We start from the raw sequence: 11,608 nt of genomic DNA on the forward strand, positions 1-11,608 counted from the left end.
TTGTATATGCCAGGTGAATGATCATCGCGGTTGGGCAGGCCCGGCTCTATGCTCGGTCCATCTCCCAACCACAAGATCGAGGTAGCCTATGCGTGAAGTAGTGATCGTCGACAGCGTGCGAACCGGCCTGGCCAAGTCCTTTCGTGGCAAGTTCAACCAGACGCGCCCGGATGACATGGCGGCCCATTGCGTCAACGCGCTGCTGACCCGTAATGGTATCGACCCGGCGACGGTCGAGGATTGCATTGTCGGCGCCGGCTCCAACGAAGGCGCCCAGGGCTACAACATCGGGCGTAACGTGGCGGTGCTCTCGCAATTGGGCACCGGGACGGCGGGCATGACCCTCAACCGGTTCTGTTCCTCGGGCTTGCAGGCAATTGCGATTGCGGCCAACCAGATTGCCTCGGGTTGCAGCGACATCATCGTCGCCGGTGGCGTCGAGTCCATCAGCCTGACCATGAAAAGCGTCAACACCGACAACCTGATCAACCCTTTGCTTAAAGAGCAGGTGCCGGGCATCTACTTCCCCATGGGCCAGACTGCCGAGATCGTCGCGCGCCGCTATAACGTCAGCCGCGAAGACCAGGACCTGTATGCCCTGCAAAGCCAGCAGCGTACCGCCCAGGCCCAGGCCGACGGTTTGTTCGATGATGAAATCGTGCCAATGGCCGTCCAGTACAAGGTCGAAGACAAAAATACCGGCGAGGTGCAGGTGCTCGATGGCGTGGTCGACCGCGACGACTGCAACCGCCCGGACACCACACTGGCCAGCCTCAATGGCCTTAAGCCGGTGTTTGCCGAAGACGGTTCGGTGACAGCGGGCAACTCCTCGCAGTTGTCCGATGGCGCTTCGATGACTCTGGTGATGAGCCTGGAAAAAGCCCTGCAACTGGGGCTCACGCCCAAGGCGTTTTTCCGTGGTTTTACCGTGGCCGGTTGCGAGCCGGACGAAATGGGCATCGGCCCGGTGTTCTCCGTGCCAAAACTGCTCAAGGCCAAGGGCTTGCAGGTGGCGGATATCGACCTGTGGGAGCTTAACGAGGCGTTTGCCTCGCAGTGCCTCTATGCCCGCAATCGCCTGCAAATCGACAATGCCAAATACAACGTCAACGGCGGCTCGATCTCCATTGGCCACCCGTTCGGCATGACCGGGTCGCGGCAGGTCGGGCACCTGGTGCGTGAGCTGCAGCGACGTAACCTGCGCTACGGCATCGTCACCATGTGCGTGGGCGGTGGCATGGGCGCCACCGGGTTGTTTGAGGCAGTGCGTTAGTCAACCGACAGTTCGTGCTCGATCACTACACAGGGGGAGCATGCTCCCCCTGTGTACGTCTGCAGTTTAGTCATAACCCTGTTGCACTTTGCGTTAGTTAATTAGTGGTCATGATCCAATAATGACTGGTACTTTCTAATGCATGTAATCCCGGTCCTACAGATGTCAGTGGTGCTGAATTATTCTCATTAATCTGCATGTAGGCCAATTCCTTCAGTCGATTTTAAGGTTTTGGCAAAAGGCCATACTTTTCCCGCGAGTCGTGATATCTCCAGGCTACTTAGTTAAGGGAAATGGACGGCTTACTTACCAAAGTGTGAGGTGGAGAATTGCCCTGCGTTGAGAGATTTCCTGAATAGCAATACAACTAATTGGAAAAACAGTTCAGGAATCATCGCCTCAACAGCACGGGTTATAACCGCTCGTTTAATCAGCCCTGCACCGACCTGTGGCAGAGCTTCTTTAAAGACACCTGGTAATTAAGTGGGAATCTGTTAATGAAAACCAAAATGAAAGCTGCGCTGTTGTCTATCGGTCTGTTGGCCGGCTCGATCTCTGTTGCGCAGGCAGCAGACGGAACCGTCACGTTTCTGGGGTCGGTGCACTCGGGTGCTTGCTCTATCAAGCCTGACTCTGTGGATCAGACCGTTCGCCTGGGGGCGATTGCCAAACACCAACTGGAGTCGGGCGGCAAGTCTGAAGCCCGTCGTGTGCTGATCGAGCTTGAAGGCTGCGACCTGTCCGGCCTGACCGATAACACCGTGACCACAACCTTTACCGGCGCGCCTTCCAGCGCGGTCCCTGGCGCGATCGGTACGGTCGGCGGAGCAGGCGGCGTGGGCATCATGATGACCCACGGCGGCGACCTGATCGAGCTGGGCACACCCACTACTCCGCAGGTTATCGCCACCGGTAATAACACCCTGGAGTTCGGTGCCTACGTACAAGGCGCCGCCACCGACCCGATCATTCCGGGCGATTTCAGCGCCGTCACCAACTTCACCTTGGCTTATCAGTAAGTTTTGCTCCCCGCCACCCTGTGTGGCGGGGGGACGCTGACGGGAGATCCAGGTGAATACATTCATACGCCTCGCATTCGCCTCTTCATTGACGACATTCATCGGTCCTTGCGTATTTGCCCAGGCGACTTCGCAAGGTGATGGCGTCGTCCTGCTCGGAGGAGAAGTCGTTGACTCAGCCTGTGGGCTGGAACTGAGCAGTATCGATCAGACCATCGAGATGCCACCGGAGCCGGTTGGCCGGCTGCTACGCAACACGCGCGGCGAAGACCATCCCTTCCAGTTGCGCCTGGTCAATTGCACGCTGACTCGCCCGGACCCGTCGCGCCCAGGGGCAACCCTGCCTGACTGGGAGCACATGCGCGTGACGTTTGACGGCGCAACCGACCGGGCCGGGCTTTCCTTCGCGGTGTCGGGTGCCTCGCAGGGGGTTGCGCTGCACATCATTGACGCTGCCGGCGAAGAGAGTATTCCCGGGCAGCGAATGTCACCCACGCCTCTGTCGGAGGGCGATATGACCCTCAACTACAGGTTCTATCTGGTCGGTAATGGACTGCCGCTGGTCGTGGGTGCTCACACCGCGGCAGTGCGGTTCAAGTTGGAATACTTTTGAATAGTGATGGACAGGCGTTCATGTTGAATACAGCGAAGTTCAAAAATACGCTGCGCCCTAGCCTGTTTGGCGGGTTGATGTCTCTGGCAGGAACAGCGTTGGGCGCCGGCGATGTCGAGTTTAATACGGATGTGCTCGACCTGATGGATCGCAGCAATATTGACTTGTCTCAATTTGCGCGCAGCGGGTTTATTTTGCCGGGTACTTACACGATGGTCGTGCAAGTCAATGGCCAGCCTATTCCTGAACAGGCAGTGGCGTTCTACCCGCCGGATAAAGATCCCAAAGGCAGTCAGGCGTGTTTGTCGCGCAGCCTGGTAGAACAGTTGAGCCTGAAAGTCTCCGATGCCGACAAGCTGGCATGGTGGAAGGGCGGCGAGTGTCTGGATATTCAAAGTTTGCCAGGCATGGAAGTCAGCGGTGATTTGGCGACTTCCACGCTGAGTATCAACTTGCCCCAGGCGTACCTGGAGTACAACGCCATTAACTGGGACCCGCCTTCGCGATGGGATGAAGGTGTACCGGGGTTGCTGGTCGACTATAGCCTCACGGCGCAGTCCAACTATCAGCGCGGCGATGGCAACCGCAATAACCTCAGTGGTAACGGCACCGTTGGGGCTAACGCTGGCGCCTGGCGCTTGCGGGCCGACTGGCAGGGGCGCGTCGAGCGTGGCCCGCAGGAAGCGGCCGGGCCGCAAAGGCTTGAGTGGAGCCGCTACTACGCGTACCGCGCCATTCCTGCGCTGAAGGCACGTTTGGTGGTGGGCGAGAACTACCTGTATTCGGACCTGTTTGACAGCTTCCGCTTCACCGGTGCCGCGCTCAACTCGGATGAAAGCCAGTTGCCACCCAACTTGCGTGGCTACGCGCCGGAAGTGGTCGGGGTGGCCAAGACCAACGCCAAGGTCATCATCAGCCAGCAGGGGCGCGTGCTCTATGAAACCCTGGTCGCAGCCGGCCCCTATCGCATCCAGGATCTGCAGGACGCGGTCACGGGCAAGCTGGATGTGCGGGTGGAAGAACAGGATGGTTCGGTGCACAGCTTTCAGATGGACACTGCGGGTGTTCCTTACCTGACGCGCCCAGGGCAGGTTCGCTACAAGCTGGCGACTGGCCGACCGTCCAATCTTCAGAACGGCTCCGATGGCAACGTTTTTGGTACCGGCGAGTTTTCCTGGGGCATCAGCAATGGCTGGTCGTTGTTCGGCGGCGGCATGAGCGATAACAACTATCGGGCGTTATCGGTCGGGGCTGGCCGGGACTTGCTGGCGTTCGGTGCCGTCTCGCTGGATGTGACGCAGTCGCGCGCCGAGGTCTGGCGCGAGACGCTCTCGGGCAAATCCTATCGCCTTCAGTATTCCAAGAACTTTGAAGAGTACGACAGCCAAGTGACCTTCGCCGGTTACCGGTTTTCCGAGAAAAACTTCTTGAGCATGAGCGAATACCTGGACGCCCGGTATTACGGCTTGAACGGCGAACTCGGCGGGCGCGGCGATTATCGCGACCCCAGTGAGGGGTGGAAGCCGATTGGTGGCAGCAAGGCGCTGTATACGGTCACGGTCAACAAGCAGTTTCGCGACCTGGGCGCCACTGTCTACGCCAGCTACAACAAGCAAACCTATTGGGATCGGCCAGACACGCAGCGCTGGAACCTGTCGCTGTCGCGCTACTTCAATGTGGGCACGGTCAAGAACATGAGCCTGTCTCTGAACATGTACCGCACCGAGGACTACAACTACAAAGACAACGGCATGGCCGTTACCGTCAGCTTGCCCCTGGGGCGCACCGGCACATTGTCGATGGACGCCGACCGGACCGCCGGCAAAAACAGCTTTACGACGCGCTACAGCGATCGTCTCGATGAACGCAACAGCTATCAGCTCAGTGCCAGCGATTCGTCCGCCAGTGGTTACTTGAGCCATATAGGCGACCAGGCCGATATCAACGTCAGCGCCAGCACTCAAGAGGGTGGCTACAGCCGCCTTGATGTGTCGGCGCGTGGCGGTGGCACGCTCACGCAATATGGCGCGGCCTTGCACCGTACCACCAGCACCGGCGGCACGCGCCTGATGCTCGATACCGGTGGTGTACCCGACGTGCCGGTGCGCGGTTACGGCTCGCCGACGCGCAGCAATGCCTTCGGCAAAGCGGTTATTTCCGATATCAGCAGCTATCAGCGTACGGCAGCCAGCGTGGATCTGGAGCGCTTGCCGAGCACGGTCGAAGCCACTCAATCGGTCACGCAGTTGACGCTCACCGAAGGGGCGATTGGTTATCGCTCGCTGAGCGTGATTGCCGGTGAAAAAGCCATGGCGATTCTGCGCCTGCCGGATGGCAGTTCGCCGCCCTTTGGCGCCACGGTGAAGAACCTCAAGCAACAGGACACCGGGATTGTGAATGACGGCGGCAATGTCTACCTCAGCGGTATTCGTGCCGGTGAACAGATGGTCGTCAGTTGGGGCGGTGACGAACGCTGCCTGCTCACGCTGCCTGCCACGTTGCCGGCGGATGGGTTGACCGACGCCCTGCAACTGCACTGCCAGGTGGTAGCCACAGACCCACCCTTGGCTGAACCCGCCGTACTGACCGGCAAGCCCACTGATACGGAGAACACATCCTCATGATGCCCAACACACGACTCACCTCCCAGGCCTTGGCTCTGCTGGTCCTGGCCCTGAGCCAGAGCGCCAACGCCGCAGTCGGCCTGGACCGTACCCGCGTGATTTTTGATGGCGGCAAAGACGCCACCAGCGTGAATATCACCAACAACAACACCCAGTTGCCGTATCTGGCCCAGGGCTGGATCGAGGACGAGGCGGGTCAAAAAATCACCTCGCCGTTGATCGTGCTGCCGCCGGTTCAACGCTTGGAGCCTGGCAAACAAAGCCAAGTCAAAGTCCAGGCGCTGCCGGCGGCCAAGTCGCTGCCGCAGGACCGGGAGACGGTCTATTACTTCAACCTGCGGGAAATTCCGCCGCGCAGCGACAAGTCCAACACCCTGCAAATTGCCTTGCAGACCCGCATCAAATTGTTCTACCGGCCGCAAGCCATTACGCCGAGCCAGCAGGACCTCTCCAACCCCTGGCAGCAGAAACTCACCCTGACCCGCCAAGGTGACCAATACCGGGTCAACAACCCGACGCCTTACTACGTGACCCTGGTGGACGCGCGCAGCAGCAAGGAGGGCAAAACCGTGGAGGGCTTTGCGCCCCTGATGATCCCGCCCAAGGAGGGCTTGACCTTGGGCCCCTCTGCCAAGGCACTGGGTACGGCGCCTTACCTGGCCTATGTGAATGACTACGGCGGTCGCCCGCTCCTGGCGTTCACCTGCACGGGTGACACGTGCAACGTGAACGTGCAGGCCTCATCGCCTAATTGAGTAATGCCAGCTGCTGGAGAACATCATGAAGTCGCAACGTGTGAAGGTCTTGGGCGGCCTGTTATGGGTCTTGGCGGCGGGCGTTCACGCCGCCGAGGACGACGAAGATATCGAAGGAATGAGTGGGATGTTGAATGTGCTCGGCTCTATGCATGAATCGCCTTGCAGCCTGGATATGACCTCACTGCATCAGACGGTTGACCTGGACGACGTGTCGACCAGCCAATTGCAACGGCCCGGTGACCAGGCCACGGCCAAGGCATTCCAGTTGCGGTTTACCGATTGCCTGCGCACTGCCGGCCGAGTGCGCAACGAACGCACGGGAAACCTGACATGGAGTGCTTACCAACCGGTGCTGTCGGTAACCTTTGATGCGCCGGCCGATGCCGATGACCCACGGCTGGTCAAAGTGCAAGGCATCACCGGGATGGGCCTGCAATTGACCGACGCCTTGGGCCGCGACGTACAGCTGGGCTCAAGGGGCCAACCGTTGTTTTTGCCCGTAGGCCGCAACACCCAGACCTGGCGTGTTCGACCTACGCGCACCTCGGCGCCGTTGACCAGTGGGGCATTCAAGGCCGTGGTGCAATTCAGGCTCAACTATGAGTAAGGGCAGAGCGATGGCTAAATCATTCGGCCCGTGGGCCATTCTTATCGGTGGCGGCTTGCTGTGGGCGGCCGGCCAAGGTGTGCAGGCTGATACCAGCCTGACCATCCGCGCGGTCATCATCGCGCCGCCGCCTTGCGTGATTAACAGTGGCACAACCCTGGATGTGCCGTTTGGCAACGACCTGCAGACGTCACGGGTAGACGGGGTCAATTACCGTCGGGACGTGCCCTATACCGTCACCTGTGATTCGCCGTTCAGCAACGCCCTGACCCTGGAACTCAAAGGCACCGGCGCCGGGTTTGACAGTCGAGTGCTGTCGACCCGCAAGGCCGACCTTGGGGTCAAGCTGTTCGTGAATGGCGCTGACTGGCCGTTGAATACGGCGGTGAATTTTACCTATCCCAACTTCCCGGCGGTACAGGCGGTGCCCGTCAAACGCGTGGGCAGCAAGCTGACCGGCGGGGCATTTGATGCCGTCGCAACCCTGGTGGTCGATTACCAATGACGAGGAATGCTCAATGACATTTTGGCAGCAACGCCTGTTGCTCACCTTGTGTTCCATCGGCCTTTGCAGTGGTGCGTCGGCCAACTTGACCTTCAGCGGTACGCTGAATGAACCGCCGCCGTGCACGATCGACAGCGGCAACACCATTGAGGTGGATTTTGGCGATGTGGGGGTAAAACGCGTCGACGGTGTGAAGTACCGCCGGGGCGTCGGTTATGCCATCAACTGTGGCACCGACACATTGCCCTGGGAGCTCAAATTGAGCATCAACGGCACAGCCACCTCGTTTGACGGTGCGGCGGTGCAGACCAGCGTGCCGGCGCTGGGCATTCGGGTTTTCCAGAATAACCTGCCATTTCCACTCAATACGCCGCTGGACATCATCCTGTCGTCACCGCCGACATTGGAGGTGGTGCCCGTGCAACAGCCAGGCGCCACATTGACCCCCGCGCGGTTCACGGCCGTGGCCACATTGTTGGCTGAATACCAGTAGGAGCTGAGTCGATGCGAGACCAAATTTTGCATAAGGGCGGGTTGGCGCTGCTGCTCACCTTCGGCCTGATTCCTGTGGGGCAGGGCGCGAACAACCTGGTGTTCAAGGGCAATCTGGTGGAGGAAGCCTGCACCATCCGCCCAGGCGATGAGGCCATCACGCTGGAACTCTGGGATGTCACCAGCAAGCACCTTTATATCAACACGCGAACGGTGGGCAAGCGTTTCCAACTGCACCTGGAAGAGTGTGACACCAGCATTGGCAACACCGTGACCATCACCTTCGGCGGTGCCGAAAATGGCGAACTTCCGGGTTTGCTCGCGCTGGACGGTGGCAGTGGCGCCTCAGGGATTGGCGTCGGTATCGAGACGTTAAGCGATAAGCCATTGCCCTTGAATGCCGTCAGCGATGAACAGGTATTAAGCGATGGCAGCAATGTGATCGAACTCAAGGCTTACGTGAAGGGCGAGCCGACGGCTATCCGCGATCAAACCATTGGGCACGGTGCGTACACGGTGACCTCGACCTTTACGTTGGATTACCCATAGCTGCGCTTCGTCTTCAAGACGAGGGCCGAACGCCATTTGAGCGTTTGGGTAAATAAAAGCAACGAGAGATCAAGATGAAACGACTATTGGGCACCATTGGGCTTTTCGCCCTGCTTGGCGTGACTACAGCCGTGAACGCCGCCGATTGCCGTATCAATGGTGGTGCATGGGTCGGTGGGCAGCCAAATCTGCAGGTACCGGTAACCGTCCGGTTGGGTGCGGACAGTACCCGCATCATCCTTGAAGGGGCGAGGATAGAGTGCCGATTTACCCCCAGTGGTGCCCCAACTTGGCGGGAGGATTACTGGGCAACCGGGGTAAGGGTTGGCGCGCCATGGACACCCGGGCCAAAATTCAACAACCAAGGCACTGGCTTGCGAATAAACGGAACCTACCGCGACACTCCTGTCCCGTTCGGTATTCGCATTGCGACCATGCCCGATAATGGCTCGGCAGTGCCCGTCGATGTAACGCCCTATATTTTGCTACGCAATAACCCAACGAATCCAATCGATGTTCGAGTAGGCGACACGCTCGGAGTGCTACGTCTGGACCAAACCAACAATTATGATTCCGGCGCAGCCAATCTCACACTTACCTACACGGCAGCCAACAACTTCGCCGTCTCCCCATCCACCTGCACGATCAACAATAACAACCCGATCGAGATCAACTTCGGCACCGTGCACCAGCGCGCAATCGGCACCGACCCGCTGACGACATCCATCGTCAGCAATCGCAGGCTCACCTACTCGTGCCCGGACGGCGGCATCACCACGCCGATCACCATTACCTACAAAGGCACCCGCTCGGCGTTCGACGCACGCTTGCTGACGATGAGTAATCCGGATGTGGGTACGGCCATGGTGCATGCCGGTAGTGCCGTACCGGTGAACGGTTCGTTCTTGACCCGTATCACCAACAGTGTGGGCGGCGACGATGTGACGTTTTCGCTGGTGCGCCGCAATGGTTCCTTACCGGCCGCAGGCGCCATAAGCGGCAGCGGTGTGCTGGTGATGGGTGTGCCATAAGGCCCAAGCCCGCCGAAAGCTAACTATACAAACCTCGATACTCCAGACTGTTTCTCGGGCAGCGCCTGGGTAGAAGAATGAAGAGAAATAATATGAAACGACTCTATGGCGCCCTGGCGCTTCTCGCCCTGGCAGCTGTGTCTATGACGGCACACGCCGTCGACTGCCGTGTTAACGGCGGGCCTTGGCAAAATGGCAACCCCAACCTGCAGGTGCCGGTTACGGTCACCTTGGCTGCAGATCGCACGAGGCTCATGCTGGAAGGGGCAAGGCTGGAATGTCGGTTTACCTATAGCGGCGGCCCCGCTTGGCATACGGACTTCTGGACCAGTGGGAGCGCCGCAGGCACGGCCTGGACTCCAGGCCCAAAATTTGCCGGCGAAGGCACCGGTTTGCGCATCAACGGCGTGTTCCGAAATACGCCGGTGCCGTCCGGCATCGGGATCGCGAACATCCCCAACAACGGGGTCTTTTACCCGATCGATGTCACACCCTACATTTTGCTGCGTAACTACCCGTCCAATCCGTTCGATGTTCGCATCGGCGACAACCTGGGTCTGTTGCGCCTTACCAGTTCGAACAACTACGACGGCACCCGGCCGCAGCTCACCGTCACCTACACTGCGGCTAACAACTTTACCGTCTCCCCGTCCACCTGCACGATCAACAATAACAACCCGATCGAGATCAACTTCGGCACCGTGCACCAGCGGGCAATTGGCACCGACCCACTCACATCGACCGTTGTCAGCAATCGCAGGCTCACCTACTCATGCCCGGACGGCGGGATCAACACGCCGATCACGATTACCTACAAAGGCACTCGAACAGGCTTCGACACGCGGCTGCTGATGATGAGTAATCCGGATGTGGGTACGGCCATGGTGCGCGCGGGAACCGCGGTGCCGGTAAACGGTTCATTCCTCACCCGCATCACCAACAGTGTGGGCGGCGACGATGTAACGTTTTCGCTGGTGCGGCGCAATGGCTCCCTGCCGGCCGCAGGTGCCATAAGTGGCAGCGGTGTGCTGGTGATGGGCGTGCCCTGACCCCCAAAATCATCGATACCCAAAGCACCGTGCATCGCCCTAGAATGCCCGCTCCTCCACCTCTGGTTTTTTGGGGCACACATGCACATTTCTTCGGGCCGCTGGGTCTATGGTTTTCTCCTGACCCTGCTGACCGCGCTGCTCTGGGGCATTCTGCCGATCAAGCTCAAACAAGTGTTGCAGGTGATGGACCCGGTCACCGTCACCTGGTTTCGCCTGGTGGTAGCGGGTAGCTGTCTGTTTATCTACCTGGCGCTGACTCGGCGTTTGCCCAGTCGCAAGGTGCTTGGCCCCAAGGGTGGCTGGCTGGTGGCGATGGCCGTGTGCGGGCTGGTGGGCAACTACGTGTTGTACCTGGTCGGCCTGAAAATGCTCAGCCCCGGGACTGCACAACTGGTGGTGCAGATGGGGCCGATCTTTTTGATGATCGCCAGTGTGTTCGTGTTCAAGGAGCGTTTCAGCCTGGGGCAGGGCATGGGGCTGGTGGTGCTGATCCTGGGCTTTGGTCTGTTCTTCAACCAGCGCCTGGCTGAGCTGCTGACCTCCATGGGCACTTACACGGCGGGCGTGTTGACGATCCTGCTGGCTACCACCATCTGGGTGTTCTACGCCCTGGGCCAAAAGCAATTGCTGACCGTGTGGAATTCGTTGCAGGTGATGATGGTGATCTACCTCTCGTGCGCACTGTTGCTCACGCCGTGGGCGCATCCGCTGGAGGCGTTGCAATTGAGTCCGCTGCAAGGCTGGCTGCTGCTCGCGTGCTGCATGAACACGCTGGTGGCCTATGGTGCATTTGCCGAGGCGCTGGCGCATTGGGAGGCGTCGCGAGTGAGCGCAACCTTGGCGCTGACGCCACTGGTGACCTTTGTGGCGGTGGCCTTGGCGGCATGGCTGTGGCCGGACTATGTGCAGGCGGAACAGATCAATGCCGTGGGCTACGTCGGCGCGTTGGTGGTGATGCTCGGTTCAGCGACGGTAGCACTGGCGCCGTCGCTGCTCGCCGGGCTCAAGGCCCGGCGAGTGCGATTGGCGTCTTAATAGCCTTTAAGGACGAAAACGTCCACTGTGGCGAGCAGGCTTGCCCCGGG

The 11,608-nt window shown here is 59.5% G+C and carries 12 protein-coding genes; all 12 read left to right on the forward strand.

Annotated elements, in window-relative coordinates; translation table 11 throughout:
• The first annotated feature begins 88 nt into the window (after nt 1–88).
• The 12 genes from K0H48_RS18705 (at nt 89) to K0H48_RS18760 (ending at nt 11,558) form a co-directional block, all read left to right on the forward strand.
• Nucleotides 89–1,273 (forward strand): thiolase family protein, encoded by a 1,185-nt coding sequence (locus K0H48_RS18705; protein ID WP_219268628.1) that lies wholly within the window; start codon nt 89–91, stop codon nt 1,271–1,273.
• Between the two features lie 497 nt (nt 1,274–1,770).
• The gene (locus tag K0H48_RS18710; RefSeq protein ID WP_219268629.1) at nt 1,771–2,292 is read left to right on the forward strand and encodes a fimbrial protein; all 522 of its coding nucleotides are present in this window, start codon (nt 1,771–1,773) and stop codon (nt 2,290–2,292) included.
• A gap of 52 nt (nt 2,293–2,344) precedes the next feature.
• Nucleotides 2,345–2,905 (forward strand): fimbrial protein, encoded by a 561-nt coding sequence (locus K0H48_RS18715; RefSeq protein WP_219268630.1) that lies wholly within the window; start codon nt 2,345–2,347, stop codon nt 2,903–2,905.
• 20 nt (nt 2,906–2,925) lie between these two features.
• A complete protein-coding gene (locus tag K0H48_RS18720; protein ID WP_219268631.1) occupies nt 2,926–5,529 on the forward strand; it encodes an outer membrane usher protein in 2,604 nt (867 codons plus the stop codon).
• A complete protein-coding gene (locus K0H48_RS18725; protein ID WP_138814567.1) occupies nt 5,526–6,284 on the forward strand; it encodes a fimbria/pilus periplasmic chaperone in 759 nt (252 codons plus the stop codon). The genes K0H48_RS18720 and K0H48_RS18725 overlap by 4 nt, the downstream gene beginning before the upstream one ends.
• 25 nt (nt 6,285–6,309) lie before the next feature.
• Nucleotides 6,310–6,894: a fimbrial protein gene (locus K0H48_RS18730; protein WP_219268632.1), complete on the forward strand. Its 585-nt coding sequence runs from the start codon at nt 6,310–6,312 to the stop codon at nt 6,892–6,894.
• A 10-nt stretch (nt 6,895–6,904) separates the two neighbouring features.
• On the forward strand, nt 6,905–7,399 hold the full coding sequence (locus K0H48_RS18735) for a fimbrial protein (RefSeq protein ID WP_219268633.1): 495 nt from the start codon (nt 6,905–6,907) through the stop codon (nt 7,397–7,399).
• Nucleotides 7,400–7,412: 13 nt separating this feature from the next.
• Nucleotides 7,413–7,892: a fimbrial protein gene (locus K0H48_RS18740; RefSeq protein WP_219268634.1), complete on the forward strand. Its 480-nt coding sequence runs from the start codon at nt 7,413–7,415 to the stop codon at nt 7,890–7,892.
• 11 nt (nt 7,893–7,903) lie between these two features.
• The gene (locus K0H48_RS18745; RefSeq protein ID WP_219268635.1) at nt 7,904–8,440 is read left to right on the forward strand and encodes a fimbrial protein; all 537 of its coding nucleotides are present in this window, start codon (nt 7,904–7,906) and stop codon (nt 8,438–8,440) included.
• Nucleotides 8,441–8,514: 74 nt separating this feature from the next.
• The gene (locus K0H48_RS18750) at nt 8,515–9,471 is read left to right on the forward strand and encodes a fimbrial protein (RefSeq protein WP_219268636.1); all 957 of its coding nucleotides are present in this window, start codon (nt 8,515–8,517) and stop codon (nt 9,469–9,471) included.
• Nucleotides 9,472–9,563: 92 nt separating this feature from the next.
• A complete protein-coding gene (locus K0H48_RS18755) occupies nt 9,564–10,520 on the forward strand; it encodes a fimbrial protein (protein WP_219268637.1) in 957 nt (318 codons plus the stop codon).
• Between the two features lie 81 nt (nt 10,521–10,601).
• On the forward strand, nt 10,602–11,558 hold the full coding sequence (locus K0H48_RS18760; protein ID WP_219268638.1) for a DMT family transporter: 957 nt from the start codon (nt 10,602–10,604) through the stop codon (nt 11,556–11,558).
• The last annotated feature ends 50 nt before the right edge of the window (nt 11,559–11,608 follow it).

Origin of the sequence: Pseudomonas sp. Xaverov 259, assembly GCF_019352915.1 — a bacterium.
Taxonomy (GTDB): Bacteria; Pseudomonadota; Gammaproteobacteria; order Pseudomonadales; family Pseudomonadaceae; genus Aquipseudomonas.

What these genes read in the sequence shown, in the direction of transcription:
- K0H48_RS18720 (WP_219268631.1), top strand. Translation starts at nt 2,926, where the DNA reads ATGTTGAATACAGCGAAGTTCAAAAATACGCTGCGCCCTAGCCTGTTT.
- K0H48_RS18740 (WP_219268634.1), top strand. Translation starts at nt 7,413, where the DNA reads ATGACATTTTGGCAGCAACGCCTGTTGCTCACCTTGTGTTCCATCGGC.
- K0H48_RS18710 (WP_219268629.1), top strand. Translation starts at nt 1,771, where the DNA reads ATGAAAACCAAAATGAAAGCTGCGCTGTTGTCTATCGGTCTGTTGGCC.
- K0H48_RS18750 (WP_219268636.1), top strand. Translation starts at nt 8,515, where the DNA reads ATGAAACGACTATTGGGCACCATTGGGCTTTTCGCCCTGCTTGGCGTG.
- K0H48_RS18735 (WP_219268633.1), top strand. Translation starts at nt 6,905, where the DNA reads ATGGCTAAATCATTCGGCCCGTGGGCCATTCTTATCGGTGGCGGCTTG.
- K0H48_RS18760 (WP_219268638.1), top strand. Translation starts at nt 10,602, where the DNA reads ATGCACATTTCTTCGGGCCGCTGGGTCTATGGTTTTCTCCTGACCCTG.
- K0H48_RS18730 (WP_219268632.1), top strand. Translation starts at nt 6,310, where the DNA reads ATGAAGTCGCAACGTGTGAAGGTCTTGGGCGGCCTGTTATGGGTCTTG.
- K0H48_RS18725 (WP_138814567.1), top strand. Translation starts at nt 5,526, where the DNA reads ATGATGCCCAACACACGACTCACCTCCCAGGCCTTGGCTCTGCTGGTC.
- K0H48_RS18705 (WP_219268628.1), top strand. Translation starts at nt 89, where the DNA reads ATGCGTGAAGTAGTGATCGTCGACAGCGTGCGAACCGGCCTGGCCAAG.
- K0H48_RS18755 (WP_219268637.1), top strand. Translation starts at nt 9,564, where the DNA reads ATGAAACGACTCTATGGCGCCCTGGCGCTTCTCGCCCTGGCAGCTGTG.
- K0H48_RS18745 (WP_219268635.1), top strand. Translation starts at nt 7,904, where the DNA reads ATGCGAGACCAAATTTTGCATAAGGGCGGGTTGGCGCTGCTGCTCACC.